This is a genomic window from Bradyrhizobium sp. 149 (assembly GCF_023073915.1).
GTDB lineage: Bacteria > Pseudomonadota > Alphaproteobacteria > Rhizobiales > Xanthobacteraceae > Bradyrhizobium.
In genome coordinates this window covers 651,075-666,363 of sequence record NZ_JADPKK010000013.1, presented here as the reverse complement: position 1 = coordinate 666,363, position 15,289 = coordinate 651,075, and the positions used below count along the sequence as shown (strand labels likewise).

The 15,289-nt window shown below is 63.6% G+C and carries 14 protein-coding genes; 4 read left to right on the top strand and 10 right to left on the bottom strand.

What is annotated here, in order from left to right:
• Positions 1-24: 24 nt before the first annotated feature.
• The 5 genes from IVA88_RS08440 to IVA88_RS08425 form a co-directional block, all read right to left on the bottom strand.
• Positions 25-846, bottom strand: coding sequence for an arylamine N-acetyltransferase (locus IVA88_RS08440; protein ID WP_247496814.1), 822 nt, complete (start codon positions 844-846; stop codon positions 25-27).
• Between the two features lie 312 nt (positions 847-1,158).
• Positions 1,159-1,290, bottom strand: coding sequence for a DUF1127 domain-containing protein (locus IVA88_RS08435; RefSeq protein WP_247496939.1), 132 nt, complete (start codon positions 1,288-1,290; stop codon positions 1,159-1,161).
• Between the two features lie 966 nt (positions 1,291-2,256).
• Positions 2,257-2,574, bottom strand: coding sequence for a DUF1648 domain-containing protein (locus IVA88_RS08430; RefSeq protein ID WP_247496813.1), 318 nt, complete (start codon positions 2,572-2,574; stop codon positions 2,257-2,259).
• An 866-nt stretch (positions 2,575-3,440) separates the two neighbouring features.
• Positions 3,441-3,674: an HGGxSTG domain-containing protein gene (locus IVA88_RS32520; RefSeq protein WP_276577886.1), complete on the bottom strand. Its 234-nt coding sequence runs from the start codon at positions 3,672-3,674 to the stop codon at positions 3,441-3,443.
• Between the two features lie 32 nt (positions 3,675-3,706).
• Positions 3,707-4,363, bottom strand: coding sequence for a hypothetical protein (locus tag IVA88_RS08425; RefSeq protein ID WP_247496812.1), 657 nt, complete (start codon positions 4,361-4,363; stop codon positions 3,707-3,709).
• Between the two features lie 441 nt (positions 4,364-4,804).
• Between IVA88_RS08425 and IVA88_RS08420 the strand changes: the two genes are divergently transcribed.
• Positions 4,805-5,779 carry a tripartite tricarboxylate transporter substrate binding protein gene (locus tag IVA88_RS08420; RefSeq protein WP_247496811.1) on the top strand — a complete coding sequence of 325 codons (975 nt, stop codon included), beginning with the start codon at positions 4,805-4,807 and terminating at the stop codon, positions 5,777-5,779.
• Between the two features lie 6 nt (positions 5,780-5,785).
• Here IVA88_RS08420 and IVA88_RS08415 read toward each other — a convergent pair whose 3' ends face one another.
• The 4 genes from IVA88_RS08415 to IVA88_RS08400 form a co-directional block, all read right to left on the bottom strand.
• Entirely contained in the window at positions 5,786-8,326 is a 2,541-nt protein-coding gene (locus tag IVA88_RS08415; RefSeq protein WP_247496810.1) for a branched-chain amino acid ABC transporter ATP-binding protein/permease, read from the bottom strand.
• Positions 8,323-9,198, bottom strand: a complete 876-nt coding sequence (locus IVA88_RS08410; protein ID WP_247496809.1) for a branched-chain amino acid ABC transporter permease — start codon at positions 9,196-9,198, stop codon at positions 8,323-8,325. Before IVA88_RS08410 ends, IVA88_RS08415 begins: the two co-directional genes overlap by 4 nt.
• Positions 9,199-9,217: 19 nt before the next feature.
• The gene (locus IVA88_RS08405; RefSeq protein ID WP_247496808.1) at positions 9,218-10,462 is read right to left on the bottom strand and encodes an ABC transporter substrate-binding protein; all 1,245 of its coding nucleotides are present in this window, start codon (positions 10,460-10,462) and stop codon (positions 9,218-9,220) included.
• A 142-nt stretch (positions 10,463-10,604) separates the two neighbouring features.
• The gene (locus tag IVA88_RS08400) at positions 10,605-11,516 is read right to left on the bottom strand and encodes an IclR family transcriptional regulator (protein ID WP_247496807.1); all 912 of its coding nucleotides are present in this window, start codon (positions 11,514-11,516) and stop codon (positions 10,605-10,607) included.
• 225 nt (positions 11,517-11,741) lie between these two features.
• On the opposite strand from IVA88_RS08400, the gene IVA88_RS08395 reads away from it, so the two are divergent.
• The 3 genes from IVA88_RS08395 to IVA88_RS08385 are packed head-to-tail and all read left to right on the top strand — an operon-like array spanning position 11,742 to position 14,689.
• On the top strand, positions 11,742-13,541 hold the full coding sequence (locus IVA88_RS08395; RefSeq protein WP_247496806.1) for a thiamine pyrophosphate-binding protein: 1,800 nt from the start codon (positions 11,742-11,744) through the stop codon (positions 13,539-13,541).
• Positions 13,542-13,589: 48 nt separating this feature from the next.
• A complete protein-coding gene (locus IVA88_RS08390) occupies positions 13,590-14,294 on the top strand; it encodes an SDR family oxidoreductase (RefSeq protein ID WP_247496805.1) in 705 nt (234 codons plus the stop codon).
• An 11-nt stretch (positions 14,295-14,305) separates the two neighbouring features.
• A complete protein-coding gene (locus IVA88_RS08385; protein ID WP_247496804.1) occupies positions 14,306-14,689 on the top strand; it encodes a cupin domain-containing protein in 384 nt (127 codons plus the stop codon).
• 41 nt (positions 14,690-14,730) lie between these two features.
• On the opposite strand, the gene IVA88_RS08380 is transcribed toward IVA88_RS08385, so the two are convergent.
• Positions 14,731-15,192: an NUDIX domain-containing protein gene (locus IVA88_RS08380; RefSeq protein WP_247496803.1), complete on the bottom strand. Its 462-nt coding sequence runs from the start codon at positions 15,190-15,192 to the stop codon at positions 14,731-14,733.
• Positions 15,193-15,289 lie beyond the last annotated feature (97 nt).

Here is a 15,289-nt window from a genome sequence, read left to right as displayed (position 1 = left end):
AGGCTGACTGCGGAATGGTGCGCATCAGGTAGCGGTGTTCGCAATCCGGTCGTGCAGTATCGCATCGAGTTCAACCGCCGCCGGCACCCTGATCTGGAACAAATCCACAAGCACATCGCGTATCTCGGCAGGCGTCGTCAACGTACGACGTTCCGTGCTCCCGCCGCGGTGGTGAATGGCGAGCTTGTTGTTAAGCAGCGCATAACGTCCGTGGTCGCCGGGGCGAGCTGCCACAAGCGACCTGACGAACGGGGATGCAGGATTTGTGGAGAGGAAGTAGTTGTAGACTTCATAGTCGGCGAGATGTCGCTCGCGCGTGTCAAAGCGATAGATCGGACTCCAGCCGTCGCGCAGCTTCACCTCCAACCTGAAATCCTCGCCGTCCCGCATGAGCCGGAAAGACTCGTGCGGCGTCTCCTGTTCGACCCCAACCATCAGCTGAAGCACGCCGGTCAACGTCATTCCGCCAAAGCCGACGTCAACGAGCAGGTCGGGGCCTTGGCCTTCAACCAGCAGCAACATATGGGTCCGCGCGAGGAACCTGGACTGTTGCCACAGAACCTGCGCAGCCAGCCGCCGTGTCCTGAAGCCGATACTCTGGAGCGCAGCTTCGAGTAGCCGATTTTGCTCGAAGCAATAGCCGCCGCGGCGGCCGAGGACCAGCTTGGCCTGCAGCGAAGCCAGATCGAGCCGTACCTCGCGACCGAGAAGGGGATCGAGATTTTCGAACGGGATCGACTGCGCGTGGCGAAGAACGATCGCGTTCAGAGTCTCACGGCCAGCGTTCAGCGGTTCGCGGTGGCCGATACGAGCGAGATATGCGTCGAGGTCGAAGTGATCAGTCATCTATTTTCTTCCGTGGATTTAATGCGCTTGGCCGTATCTGCGGTTAAACGCGGATATGGCGTGGGCAAGGTGCACCCGGAAGACCCGGCATCCTCAACGGCCAGAAGCCGGCGTCCACAGTCGAGCTGCTGCCGTCGAAACCCATGACGCTGGACCTCGGACCGGTTGCAGTAGCGGGCGGGAGGCGGCCGGCGCCGCAGAAGGCGCCGGCCGTCTCACACGGGGCGAACCTGCCTCCCGTGCGAACCTCGACAGCAGCGACCTAGCTGGAAGGCCGGCCAGCAAAGTTGGCAGATGTCATCGGCTGTCGCGCTACGGCAAGAGATACAACGGGGACTTGCGCACCTCTTCAATGGTGGTCCTCGAGAGGCCCATGTCGGCGAGCAGCCGATCATCAAGTGCGAGAAGTTCCTGGTACTGGCGTCGTCGTTCCAAGGCGCACACAATTCCAGCCAGCCACGCAAACGGAATCTTCCACCGTATAACGTCCGGAAGAGACAGCGAAGGGGGCTGATGGTGCAAGTCGAGTTGGAAGTCGTGCTGCCGCAAGACATGTTTCACCTCCGTATGGAGCGAAACAACACTTGGCTGCGGGAGCTCATCGGGCGGTTGTCAATGTCCCGAGCAATTTATGTAGCATGCCGGGCTGTAGGGCTCAAGGGATACCGCGCCGGGCGTTCCTCATGGCCCGCTGCGCCCTGGCCGGGCTAACCCGCGAGCTCGTCGCGATCATGAGGTCCTAAACTCTGTTCCAAACAAATCCGCAGGTTCTTGTTGAGCGAAGTCTGCTTTTTGACGTGAACCAGGCCATGCACCGCACTAGGTATCATCTGCCTTTGACCCAGAACGGAAGTCCTAGCGGTCGTCGCTAGGAACCCGCAGCGGCCACGCGCGTACACGTAGCCGACGAATACTTCAGTGAACGGGTACGCGGACTCATCGTTCGCGCGCTGGCTGGCTTGATTTCGGTGGCATGACGATGGTGCCACCGTTGGAGTGATGATCGTCGGTGATCGCGCCCCGCCGGACGCCGTCACCTCGCATTCGTCCATCAAATAGAAACGGCCGTGTTCCATTCGTGCTGGTAAGGGCCGGCGCGTCCGATTGTCCAGACGTAGTATCTTGCGCGTTGGCCCCCGTCGCGACCAGTGCCACCACAAGCGCGATTGCTGGTTTCGACATGACGGGATTCTCCTCTTGCGGGCGGGACCACGTGAGAACTCAATCAAGCGCAGGCAGTTTGTCGGAATTGCGGACGAGCCGTACCCAGTGACCCGGAATGTCGCATGTTGGCCCGTTGCCGACCTCCGCTTACACAGCCGCTATGTCTGCCTTCAGGAGATAAGCCGACGTCAGGCCAAGTCGGCGCGGAAGTCTGCCTGTGACCCAAAGCTGACCTGCGCCGATCAGTCAGACGTTCGCTCTTGCCTTCATCAAGACAAATAGGTGAGAGCCAGCGGCGACCATCGAGAAAATAACTATTCCCAATTCAGCGCCGTGCACATGCTGCGGCGCGTATGTCGAAGCCAACAAAATAAGGAGCCGCACGGCCGCCATGAAGATAATCATTCCCCATACGGCTAACCATTTTGGAGCGTACCATGTTGGCTCGCCATTTGGTCCCCACTGCATTGCAACGCGGTCGCGTTCGATCCGAGGACCAAGATAAAGGTTGAATGCGACGATTAACGCAACAGCGAAGCCAAAGACGTAATCTGCGGGTAGCATGCTTTGCGCCTTCCAAGAGCCGGCCAAGCATATCGCGAGGCGAAGAGGCAATCTATGCTTGTCTAACCGGAACCGCTCGCGCAGTTTGTTATGGTTGCTGTCAGCTTGATGCGGTCACACGACGACTGCTTGTGGCCCATCAGCGAAGTAACGCGGCGCCTCCTTGAGGTCTGCTTAGGGGTATCACCACAGACCCGATCTTCACCTGATTGACGGCATCCTTCACCACCTCTCAAAGGACATGTTGGCTCGTTCAATTGCCGCACGTATGGGGCTGACTTACCGCCCGATCTTCTTGATGCAAGTGGGCTCGCCGCTGGGGTGAGGTGTGCAATCCCAGTCCGGTCCAAAGCCCGCATTGGAGTTCCGCTGTGGCAGAAATGGGTAATAAATGACAACCGCCGCAAAGGTGGCGACTGCAATAAATGCTGACAGCAACATCCATACAATGCCTGCACGATCCGGGCTCCAGTGGAGTCGCCGAATGGATCGATGTTTCCTTGGATTGGGATGCTTCACAGCCGGAACATCGATTGCATGCGATCCTGCACTAACGCTTTCGATTATGTCGATCACAACTTAAGCGGTAATCTTTCAAGTCGCACGCCAAGCCCTCGCTCACGATTAACAGATCGTCGCCCGAGACTTACAGGCAGCGCTGATGTCCGGAATTGGCCCTTAGCCGACCTCTAGCCTGGCGCCGGGCATGTCCGCTCTTGACGGCGTAGCCGACCAAATCCATCGCAGACTTAAGGAAATGATCAAGGTGCAAGTCTGTGGGGGCGCCTGCCGCGTGTCCCCGCCACCGTGTTCGGCAACAACAATTGCGATCTTCGCTGGCTGGCCTTCAAGATCTATCCGGCAACTCACGACAGCTCCCTAAGCAGCTTCCGCGCGTCTTCCAGCACGTCCCGGACCTGTCTTCGTTCCGCGGCCGCATCACGCGTGAATTCCCCGTGGGTCCGCGCATTCTGATTCCCCCTTGGCGCGCCTGACCTCCGTGCGCCGCCGTGCATGCGGCAGCGGGTCTTGCCTTGCACCGCAGGTGCGCGACAGGCGGTGCCGCTGCGCGTCGCGGCGCCGCAACGCGGGCTCGTCATCATCGCGCCCGTGTTGCGGATGTGATCGCGGGTCATGCGCCGGCGCCTTGGCTAAATTCGGCCCGTTCGCATTCGCAGGCCTCGCGCGGCGGGACCATTCCTGCAGCTGTCGCGGCGTTCGGCTCGGCGACGATCATGCTCGCGTGCTGGGTCACGTTGCCCACGATCGCCCTGCCGCCGTCTTGCACCGACAGATTCCGGACCGTGATGGCGCGCTCGCCGTTGCTGCGGTGGCGGCTGAGTGCCTCGACCTGGCTTGCGAAGGTGCGGGTCAGCCGGGTCAATGCGCGTGTGATGCTCTCCTGCTGCGGAATGTCGTCGGTGAGGATGAGGCGGCAGGCCGCGCGCATCGCCGCCGCGTGAACCGACACCATCTGCGCCGCCAGCATGGCCTCGATTGAATCCTTCGGCGCGATGCTCTTCATCATCGAGATCATGAAGGCGAGATTGGCTTCATCGGGCTTCCGTCCGGCCAGGCTGGCCTTCACCAGCTGCCTGAGCAGCCCATGCAGCGCGTCGCGGTCGGCGACGCCGAGCGCCTCGGCGAGCAGCCGTTCGCCGGCCTGCGGATCGGTATGCTGGATCACGATCCGCCGCTTGTAGAGTTTGATCCGCGGGCTTGCGGCGGGGCCGCTGCGATCGTTTGCCGCAACCGGCGGCGTGCCGTGGCGTTTGGCAGGTGTCGTCATGTGCTGGGTCCTTTGCTGGCACGGGCTCATCGCGCGCGAAATCGATCGCTTGGCTTGCGCGCCTGTGCGATTTTCGAGATGTCGATGAAGGGCTTACGCGCAATCGCCGCGCGGCGCCCAATGGTCGGGCGGCGTCGAGGCTGGCGATTGTTGCGATGATGGCATTCTGCCGGTGTTTTGCCCGACGAGTCAAACGACATTGCGAAGCGCGCGATTCCCGGTCGTGCAAGTCCTTGTCCGTGTAAGCCCTTGTTCTGACAGAGACCGGCTACTGTGCATGGGGTTGTTTTCGCGCGTTTTGTTTCGAACTTGCTCTGACCTGCCGCGTGACGGAATGCCGGCCTGCAAACGCGATTGCGAAATCCGGCGCGCCCGCTCATCATGATCGGCGAATGCGCCGCGTCATGCCAAAGCGGCCGCGAGCGTCCGGGGAGAGAACGAATGCAACGAACGCTTCGCCTGCTGGCGATCGTCGCCGGATTGTGCGTGACGACCGAGGCCCTCGCACAAAAATATCCGGTGCGGCCGGTCAAGATCATGGTCGGCTTCAGCGCGGGCGGTCCGGTCGATGTCGTCGCGCGGATCATCGCCGATCGGCTGGGCAACAAGCTCGGCCAAGCCTTCGTGGTCGAGAACCGCGCCGGCGCCAACGGCATGATCGCCGCCGAAGGCGTGGCGCATGCGGAAGCCGACGGCTACACGATGCTGGCCTGCAACTCGTCCACCATCACGCTCAACAAGACGCTCTTCAAGGACATCCGCTACGATCCGGAAAAGGACCTCGCACCGCTCACCACCATCGTGTCGGCGCCGCTCGTGCTCGTGGTCAATCCGGAGAATCCCAAGACGGCCGACATCAAGACCGTGGCCGATCTCGTAGCCGCCGCCAAGGCCAAGCCGGGCGAGCTAGCCTACGGCTCCGGCGGCAACGGCAACCTCGCTCATCTCGCCATGGAGCTGCTCAGCCAGAAGGCCGGCGTCAAGATGATCCACGTGCCCTATCGCGGTGGTGCTGCGTCCGAGGTCGGCATCCTCGCGCAGGAGGTCCTGGCGGTGTTCGATCCCTTATCCGCGGTGCCGCTGGTGAAGGCCGGCAAGCTGCGCGCGCTCGCGGTGTCCTCTGCCGAGCGGCTGCCGTCGCTGCCTGACGTGCCGACCGTCGCGGAGGCCGGCTATCCCGGCTTCGACCTCTCGTTCTGGGTCGGATTCTTCATGCCGAAGGCAACGCCAGCGCCGATCCTCGAGGCGCTGCATCGCGAGATCATCGCGGCGGCGACGGATCCGATGTTGAAAGAGCGGCTGGAGACGCAGGGCGTCGTGAGCGTGCTCAGCCCGGTTGAGTATGCCGCCAAGATCGCGAAGGAGACCACGGAGCTCGCCGAAGTGGTGGCGGCGGCGAACATCAAGGCGGAGTAGGGAGCGCTAGAGCCACAGGATCTGCTTGCGATAGCCGAGATCGTTCAGCAGTGGCGCCGCCGGTCCCTGGTGGAACACGGCGCCACGCTCCAGCGCGAAGACGCGGTCGGCGAGCGCGAGCACGAGGTCGAGATTGTGCTCGACGATCACGATCGATACGTGGCGGCGGAGTGCATCGAACACCTTGAACAGCTCGAGCGTCACCGCCGGCGCGAGGCCCTCGAACGGCTCGTCGAGCAGCAACAGGCGCACATTGCCGGACATCGCGCGGGCGACCGCCACCATCTGCTGCTCACCACCGGAGAGATAGTCGGCCGCGATGTTCATGCGCTCCTTCAGGCGCGGGAAAGTGTGGAGGATCTGCTCCTCGTCCCAGACCACGCCGTCGCTGCCGTCGGTCTTGCGCGCCAGACGTCCGAGCGCGAGATTTTCGCGCACTGTCATGCCGGCGAACAGCCCGCGGCCCTGCGGTACGTAGCCGAGGCCGCGGCGCGCGATCTCGGGTGCAGGAAGGCGCGCGATGTCGGCGCCGCCATAGCTGATCGTGCCGGAGGCCGCCGGCACGAGCCCCGCGATGGTTTTCAGCAGCGTCGACTTGCCCGCGCCGTTGCGCCCGAGCAGCGCGACGATCTCGCCCTCGCGCACCTCGAGCGCGGCGTCGTTGAGGATGTGGCTCTTGCCGTAGAACGTGTTGACGCCATCGAGGCGCAGCACGATCTCGCGCTCTCCAGCCGTCTCCTCGGTGCGCCGGTGCTCGACGGCGGGAATGCCCTTGCCGGTATAGATCTCCTGCACTCGCAGATCGGCCCGCACCGCTTGCGGGCGGTCGGACATCAACACCTCGCCCTGGTTCATCACGGTGACCACTTGCGAGAAGCCGAGCACGCGGTCGATGTCGTGCTCGACGATCAGCACGGGAATGTTGGTCGCGATGTTCTTGACCAGGTTGGAGACCCGTTCGCGCTCGGCGGCGGCCAGTCCCGCGAGCGGCTCGTCGAGCAGCAGCACCTGCGGCTTGGAGCCGAGCGCGATGCCGAGATCGACCAGCCGCTGCCCGCCATAGGAGAGCTCGCCGCCCGCGATCGCCTCGATGCCCTCGAGGCCGAGGAATTTTGTCAATGCGGCCGCCTCGGTGTGAATGTCCTGGTAGGCGTCGATGTCGTTCCAGATGTTGAAGCGCATGGCGCGCCGCGCCTGCAGCGACAGCCGCAAATTCTCGTAGATCGTCAGCCCGCGAAACAGATTGGTGATCTGGAACGAGCGCGCCAGCCCCTGATGGCAGATCTGATCGGCCGGCACGCCGGCAATGTCGCGCCCGTTCAGGCGGATCGTGCCGCGGTCCGGCGCGTAGAGGCCGGAGACCAAATTGAACAGCGTCGTCTTGCCGGCGCCGTTCGGGCCGATCAGCGCGTGGATCTCGCCGGCGGCGACTTTGATGCTGGCATTCTCGACCGCGCGGATGCCGCCGAATTTTCGGGAGACGCTGCTGACCTCGAGCACGGTACCTTCTAACGCGTCCGGCCGCAGGACGTCGGGCAGTGGCAGGCCGTCATAGATCTTGCGCCGGCTCATCGCGGCCGTCTCTTCCACGGCGGGGCGGAAGCGCCGCATGATCAGCGCGCCGATGCCGACGAGGCCGCCGGGCGAATACATCACGAAGGCTACGAAGGTGAGACCGAACCAGAACAGCCAGTCCGAGGTCCAGATCGAGAAGAGCTCGCGAAACAAGATGAAGAACAGCGCTCCGAGCGCGGGGCCGAGCAGGCTGCGCATGCCGCCGATGACGACCATCGCCAGCAGCTCGCCGGCGAACGGCACCGAGACGGCCTCGGCCGAGACGAGATAGTTCAGGAACGCGATGAGCGCGCCGGCGAGGCCCGTCACCACGGCCGAGATCACGAACACTGCGAGCTTGTAGCGCTCGACCGGATAACCCTGAAAGCTCGCGCGCAACTGGTTCTCGCGGATCGCGACCAGCACGTGGCCGAATGGCGAGCGTACCAGGCGCATCAGCACGTAGAGCACGACGAGCCCGATCGCCGCGACCACCATGTAGTAGTTGAGCGCGTGGTCGAGGCTGATCGCGCCGATGTCGCCGCGCTTCAAGCCGCCGAGCCCGTCCTCGCCGCCGGTGAGGCTCGTCCAGCGGAAGGCGGTGGTATAGACCAGGGCAGCCAGCGCCAGTGTCAGTAGCGAAAAGTAGACGCCGTGCCGGCGCAGGATCAGCATGCCGACCACGCTCGAGACGATCGCGACGACGATCATCGATCCGATCAACGGCAGCCAGATCTCGCCGGGGAAGAAGCGCAGCTGGATCAGTCCGGCAGCGTAGGCGCCGATGCCGAACCAGGCGCTGTGGCCGAACGAGACGAGGCCGGTATAGCCGATGCAGAGGTTCAGCCCCATCGTCGCGATCGCAAGCCCGACGATCCAGGTGCCGGTGTTCAAGGACAGGCCGAACGCCTTCAGCACGAAGGGCAGCGCGACGACTGCCGCAGCCGCGATCAGCAGCGGTTTCAGCCTGCCGATGGGCGAGGCGCTTCTCATTCGAACTTCTCGATGCGTTCGCCGAGCAGGCCGCGCGGGCGCACCAGCAGCACCAGGAACATCAGGATGTAGATCGAGGCTTCACCGGCCGCAGGTTCGAAGTGGATGGCGATGCCGCGCACCACGCCGACGAGCAGCGCTGCGATGACGACGCCCCAGAAGCTGCCGAGCCCGCCGATCACGACCACGACGAAGGCGATGGTCATGATCTCCGCGCCCATCGCCGGATGTACGGTCGTGATCGGCGCGAAGAAGGCGCCGCCGAGCGCGGCCATGCCGACGCCGAGCATCACGATCGCGGTCATGTAGGGCTGCAGCCGGATGCCGAGGGCCGCGACCATGTCCGGCCGCTGGATGCCGGCCCGCACGACGCGGCCGAACGAGGTCTTGTGCAGCAGAAGCCAGATGCCGAGCAGTATCGCCGCAACGACTGCAAGGATGAGCAGGCGATAGCGCGAGAACAGGAAGTCGCCGACGATGACCGAGCCTCGAAAGCCTTGCGGAATCTCGGTCGAGACGGGTGCGGCGCCCCAGATCATGCGGATCGCCTGCTCGGCGACCATTGCCAGGCCGAAGGTCACGAGCAGGCTCAGGATCGGATCGGCCGTGTAGAAGCGCCGCAGGATGAAGCGCTCGAACAGGATGCCGAGCAGGGCGACCGCGAAAGGCGCGATCACAACGGCGGCGCCGAAGCCGAGGCGTTTCGTCAGCTCGACGCAGACATAGGCGCCGAGCGCATAGAAGGCGCCATGCGCGAGATTGACGATGCCGCCGACCGAGAAGATCAGCGACAGCCCGAGCGCGATCAGCAGGTAATAGCCTCCGAGCACGAGGCCATTCACCACCTGTTCCAGCAAGAACTCGAACTGCATGTTGCGTCCAGGCCGCGCGTCAGGCCTTCATCTCGCAGGGGTTCTGTTCCCTGGTCGGATAGATCGTCTCCAGCGGATCGCCTGCCGCCGGCACGGCCTCGCCCAGCACCAGCATGTCCCACTGATCCTTCATCTGGTCCTTCGGCTTGACTGTGAACGGATAGGCCTCCTGCACGAGCTGATGGTCCCAGGAGCGGAAATAGGCCTTACGTGCCTTGCCGATGTCGAACTGGGCCTGCTTCTCGAAATACGCGATCAGCTCATTACTGTCGGTCGACTTGGCTGTGTTGATCGCCTCCGCCAGCAGCTTCAGCGTGATGTAGTCGATCCAGGCGTGGTTCTCCGGCGTCTTGCCGTACTTCTTGCTGAACGCCGCGACGAAGGCGTGCGACGTCGGATTGTTCAGCGTATGATACCAGACCGTCGGCCATGTGCCGGTGAGATTGCCGGCGCCCGCGGCCCAGGCATCGCCGGTGTTGAGATTGAAGCCGACCAGCGGGTAGGGCAGGCCGAACTCGGCATATTGCTTGACGAGGTTCGTCACCTGGTTGCCGGCAAGGTTGCAGCAGACCACGTCGGGTTTCGCTTGCCGCACCTTGAGCAGATACGGGCTGAAGTCGGTGGCGTCGGTCGGGATCAGCTCGTCGCCGATCAGGTTTGCTTCGTGCGCGCCGAAGAAGGTCTTTGCCGCCTTCAGCAGATCGTGACCAAAGATGTAGTCGGCGGTGAGTGTGAAGAACTTCTTGCCCTTCACCATGCCCTTCTGCGACAGCGCGGTGCCGACCGCGTTGACCATCACGGTGTTCGGGATGTCGCAATGGAAGGAATATTTGTTGCAGTTCTTGCCGCGCAGCGCGTCCGAGCGCGCGCCGGTCGAGAAGAACACCTTCTTGTTGCGCTCGGCGACCTGCATGATGGTGAGCGAGGAGGCCGACGAGATCTCGCCGAGCAGCACCATCGCGCCGTCCTGCTCCAGCATGCGCTGCGCCTTGGTCGACGCGGTGGCGGGGTTGATCGAGTCTTCCGAGAGCAGGTCGATCTGCTTGCCCAGAATGCCGCCGGACTGGTTGATCTCCTCGGCAGCGAGCTTCACGCCGAGCTGCGCGTAGCTGCCGATTACGCCGAGAAAGCCCGTGAGCGGCGTCAGATGCCCGATCCGGATCTTCTCGGCCTGGCCCTTCACGATCGCCGGAAACCCAAGCGCCGACGCGCCAACGAAGGCTGCGCCCGCCCGTAACAACGTCCGTCGCGGGTAGCGGATCATGTCGGTCTCCTCCCGGGTGCATCGCCTGCCTCCCTTCAAAACTGGATATCCGATAATGTGAGAGACCTTGTTCTAATGCTGGAGGATAATCCCGAACGCCATCGCCGGTGTCAACCGGCAAAATCGCCGTCCTGCGTGCAGCTCAGGCTTTTTGCGTGAGCGCCTTGTGCGCCCGGTGTTTGGCGCCGAACTCGGCCGACAAGCGGTCCGCGGCCGCCTGCACGATCTGTGCGCCGGCGTGCAGCGCCTGGTTCGAGAGCCGCCAGATCGGCCCGGAAATGCCGAGCGCACCGACCACTTGCCCGGTGAAATCGGTCACGGGCACGGCGACGCAGCGCACTTCCGGATTGAACTCGCCGTCGTCGAAGGCAACGCCGGTGCGCTGCACCTCGGCAATCTCGCGCATCAGCGCGCCGGCGTTGCTGATGGATTTTGGCGTCGAGGGTTTCAGCTCCACGCGATCGATGAACCGCTTCAGCTGCTCGGGGCGGAGTGACGCCAGGATGATCTTGCCGAGCGCGGTGCAATGGGCGGGCCGCACCACACCGACACGGTCGGTCAGCTGGAACGCACCGGTGCCACTGGTGCGGGCGATGACGATCACCGCATCGCCCATGCGCACGGCAAAATGGCCGCTTTCGCCGGTCTGGCGCGACAGCTCCTCCAGCACCGGCGTCGCGACATTGACCATCTCGATCTCGTCCAGCGCGCTTGCTGCGAGCGCAAACAAAGGGCGGCCGATGCGGTAGCGCTTGCTGTCTTTCTCCTGGCGGAGGTAGCCGAGCGAGACCAGCGTCTTGGCGAGATGAAAGGTCGTCGAATTGTGCAGGCCGACCAGCTTGCTCAGCTCCGCAAGTCCGATTCCCTCGCGATGGCGCGCGACCTGTTCGAGGATCGAGAAGGCGCGGCCGAGCGACTGGACGCCGCCGCTCCGCTGCTTGTCGTCGGTGTCGTCGTCGCCATCGGCTTGCGGCACGGGGATCAGTTTGGCGATCGCGGATTTGCGTGCGCTTGCAGGTTTCTCGCCGGTCGTGGGCTTGGTACGCGATCTCAAGGAAGAGGTCCTCTCTGGTGAATCCGTCGTGACTCCGTTGGTGCGACAGTAGCACGCAACCACGCAACCTTGGGGATCGAGCCCGCGATTCCTCAGATTGGCAGCCTATCACAATATAAATTGACGTACAGCATTATGGGAAATAGGCTTGCCGCGGCCCAGCGACGACCGCCATGTTCTCGGCATCGGTCCATAAGAAGTCGTGGGCCGCAGGGAGACGGGTTGATGTCGAAAAACATGCTCAATGGCGCCCAGGTCATTGTCGATTATCTGATCCAGGAGAAGGTGCCGCAGGTGTTCGGGCTGTGCGGCCACGGCAATATCCAGTTCATCGACGCGCTGTACGAGCGGTCCTCCGAGATCAAGACGATCTCCGTGCATCACGAGAGCGTCGCCGGCTTCATGGCCGATGTCTATTACCGCGTCTCGGGCCGACCGACGGCGACCTTCACCTCGTGCGGGCCGGGCTCGGCGAACTTACCGATCTCGCTTGCCAACGCCTTCCTGGACTCGGTGCCGTTCATGGCGATCACCGGCAACGTGCCGACCAGCCAATTCAACCGCGGCGCGTTCCAGGAGATGTACCGGCACTATCAGGCCGACTTCCCGTCCACCGTGCGCACGATGTGCAAGAAGGTGTTTCAGCCGACGCGCGGCGAGATGGTGCCGCTCGCAGTGCGGCAGGCCTGGAAGACGATGATCACGGGACGGCCGGGGCCGGTGGTGATCGACGTCCCTTTCGACGTCTTCATGGAAGCAGCGGCCGAGGAGGCGCCGAAGGCGAGCGAATGGAGTGCCAATATTTCCAGCCGCTGCGGCGCCGACCCTGATGGCGTCGAGAAGGCGGTCGACATGCTGCTCTCGGCCGAGCGGCCAGTGATGCTGGTCGGGCAGGGCGTGCGCTATGGCGGTGCTGCGGACGAATTGCGCAAGCTCGCCGAGCGGCTTCAGATTCCGGTCGCCGCATCCGCGAGCGGGCTCGGCGCGCTCGACGTCAATCATCCGCTCGCGCTCGGACTCGTCGCGCGTGCCGGCCACTATCAAGCCAATCACGCGACGCGCCAGGCCGACGTCCTGCTGGCGCTGGGCGTTCGTTTTGATGACCGCACCTCGAGCTCCTGGATCCCAGGCTATTCCTTCACGATCCCGCCGACAAAACTGATCCATGTCGACATCGATCCCGAAGAGATCGGCCGCAACTATCCTGTCGCACTCGGACTGATGGCCGACGTCCGCACTTTCCTGCGGCAGATTCACGCGGAACTCGATCGCCGCGACAATCTCTTCAAGAAGTCGGATGTCCGCAAAAAATGGCTGGCGCAGATCGATGGCTATCGCAGGGAATGGGACAAGTTCGTTGCGCCCGGCTTCTCCGACGACACCACGCCAATCAACCCACAGCGTGCGGCGGTCGAGATCGACAGGGCGCTGCCTGAGGACGCGATCCTCGTCTCCGACATCGGCGTGCATCACAATTGGCTGCTCGGCTTCTGCAAGCCGAAGCGGCCGGACTCGCTGATCGGCTCGATGGGGTTTGGCCCGATGGGCTTCGGCGTCGCCGGTGTGATGGGCGCGAAATTCGCGGCGCCCGATCGGCCCTGCGTTTCGGTGTGCGGTGACGGCGCGTTCTTCATGCATGCCAACGTGCTGGGCACGGCGGTCGAGTACAATCTGCCCGTGGTCTGGGTAGTCTGGAACAATTACGCCTATGCCTCGATCCGCGGACTTCAGCGCGGCTATCTCGGCGGCCGCGAACTCGCGACCGACTTCAAGAACCCGGAGACCGGCGAACGCTACAATCCCGACTTTGCGGCGATGGCGCGCTCTTGCGGCGTCGAGGGCGTGCGGGTCGATCGTGCGGGAGATCTTGGCGAGGCGATCCGCAAGGGCATCGCCGCGAACAGGCCGTATCTGATCGACGTCGACATCGCTGCTGACGTCAATCCGGTCGGCGCCGGTGTCTGGGAATTGCCGGGCCTCGGACAGAGCAAGGCCGGCATTGGCACACGATTTCAGCCAGGCTGACGCGCAGCGCGCGGACCACCAAACGAATAAAGAAAGCGGGAGATAGGAATGACGCTCGCAGGCAAGAAGGTCGTCGTGGTCGGCGGCTCGTCAGGCATCGGCCTCGCTACGGCGGAACTGGCCAAGATACAAGGCGGCGAGGTCATCATCGCCTCGCGCAGCGCTGCAAAACTCGATTCCGTCGCCGAGCGGCTCAAGGTCGCGGCTATTCCCACGGATGTCACCAGCGACCAGAGTGTCGCCGAACTGTTCCGCCGCACCGGCCCTATCGATCACGTCGTGCTGACCGCCGCGCAGCTTCGCACCGGCCCATTCAAGACGGTGGCGATGGATGACGTCCGCGCCACCATGGAAGGCAAGTTCTGGGGCGCCTGGCGCGTCGCGCGCGAGGCCGAGATCCGGCCCGGCGGCTCGCTGACGCTGGTCACCGGTTTCCTCAGCGTGAGGCCACGGCCGAATTCGGCGATCATCAGTGCGGCCAATGGCGCGCTGGAATCGCTGTCGCGTGCGCTCGCGCTGGAGCTTGCACCGGTGCGCGTGAATGCGGTCTCGCCAGGCGTGATCGACACGCCGATCCGGGCCGCGATGCCGGAGGCGGCGCGCAAGGAGATGCTGGCCAGGACGGCTGCCACGCTCCCGGTCGGTCGTGTCGGCATGGCCGAGGACATTGCCCAGCAGATCCTGAGCTTCATGGCGAATGGGTTCGCCACCGGCTCGATCGTGTATGTCGACGGCGGCGCGCTGGTGAACTAGGGAGCACGATCATGGCCGAGGACCGCAACGGGGCCTTCATTCGCAACATTGCCGAGGTGCCCTGGCGAGAATTCCCCAATCACTTCGGCGGCGCGCTGTCAAAGCCGCTGGTGATGCCGGAAACGGCGGGCTCGCGCCGCATCGACTATCGCATCTCGATGTACCAGCCGATGGCCTATGTCGCGCGACATCATCACAAAGTGCAGGAGCAGGTCTATCACGTGCTCGACGGCGAGGGCTTGATGGAAATCGCCGGCAAGAACCACGTCGTGCGCAAGCACGACGTGATTTTCCTGCCGCCCGGCGTCGAGCACGCGATCTCGAACTCCGGCCTGACCGATCTCGTGTTTCTTGTGGTGACGTCGCCGGTGACCGACGAGCACGAGCCGGTGTGACCGACACCTTGCAACGACGGCGGTAAGGCGCATCGAAGCGGTTATGCGATGCCGGCCACCTGAGCGAGCCGCTCGAGCAGCGGGCGCTGTCCTGCGTTGATCTTGTCGTACGCTGCTTCGAGCGTGAACCATTCGGCACGATCGACCTCCGGAAAGGTCTGCCGTTTGCCGCTGCGTGGCGGCCATTCCATCTCGAAAGTGTTGCTGCGAATGCTCCGCAGGTCGATGTCGAGCTCGGCTGCGAACGCGGTGACGATCTTGCCCCCGCGCTGCTTGACCTGACCGAGCGCCACCAGCGGCATGGCCAGTTCAAGCCCAAGCTCTTCGGCAAACTCTCGTCGCGCGGCGATGTCTGGGTCTTCTCCGTCCGCATACTCGCCCTTCGGGATCGACCATGCACCGAGGTCCTTGTTGCGCCAGAACGGTCCTCCGGGATGAACGAGGAGAACCTCCATTTCCCGTCGCTTTCGGTAGGCGAGGATCCCGGCACTGTTCGATGGCATCGCAGGTTCCGTGCAGGCGCGGCGTCTTTCGCTCGGGAAAAAGTGGAACAGACGGTTTTAGCGCAGGTTAATAACCAACGCTTTGACCGAACAAGGG

What these genes read in the sequence shown, in the direction of transcription:
- IVA88_RS08440 (WP_247496814.1), bottom strand. Translation starts at nt 846, where the DNA reads ATGACTGATCACTTCGACCTCGACGCATATCTCGCTCGTATCGGCCAC.
- IVA88_RS08430 (WP_247496813.1), bottom strand. Translation starts at nt 2,574, where the DNA reads ATGCTACCCGCAGATTACGTCTTTGGCTTCGCTGTTGCGTTAATCGTC.
- IVA88_RS32520 (WP_276577886.1), bottom strand. Translation starts at nt 3,674, where the DNA reads ATGACGAGCCCGCGTTGCGGCGCCGCGACGCGCAGCGGCACCGCCTGT.
- IVA88_RS08425 (WP_247496812.1), bottom strand. Translation starts at nt 4,363, where the DNA reads ATGACGACACCTGCCAAACGCCACGGCACGCCGCCGGTTGCGGCAAAC.
- IVA88_RS08420 (WP_247496811.1), top strand. Translation starts at nt 4,805, where the DNA reads ATGCAACGAACGCTTCGCCTGCTGGCGATCGTCGCCGGATTGTGCGTG.
- IVA88_RS08415 (WP_247496810.1), bottom strand. Translation starts at nt 8,326, where the DNA reads ATGAGAAGCGCCTCGCCCATCGGCAGGCTGAAACCGCTGCTGATCGCG.
- IVA88_RS08410 (WP_247496809.1), bottom strand. Translation starts at nt 9,198, where the DNA reads ATGCAGTTCGAGTTCTTGCTGGAACAGGTGGTGAATGGCCTCGTGCTC.
- IVA88_RS08405 (WP_247496808.1), bottom strand. Translation starts at nt 10,462, where the DNA reads ATGATCCGCTACCCGCGACGGACGTTGTTACGGGCGGGCGCAGCCTTC.
- IVA88_RS08395 (WP_247496806.1), top strand. Translation starts at nt 11,742, where the DNA reads ATGTCGAAAAACATGCTCAATGGCGCCCAGGTCATTGTCGATTATCTG.
- IVA88_RS08390 (WP_247496805.1), top strand. Translation starts at nt 13,590, where the DNA reads ATGACGCTCGCAGGCAAGAAGGTCGTCGTGGTCGGCGGCTCGTCAGGC.
- IVA88_RS08385 (WP_247496804.1), top strand. Translation starts at nt 14,306, where the DNA reads ATGGCCGAGGACCGCAACGGGGCCTTCATTCGCAACATTGCCGAGGTG.
- IVA88_RS08380 (WP_247496803.1), bottom strand. Translation starts at nt 15,192, where the DNA reads ATGCCATCGAACAGTGCCGGGATCCTCGCCTACCGAAAGCGACGGGAA.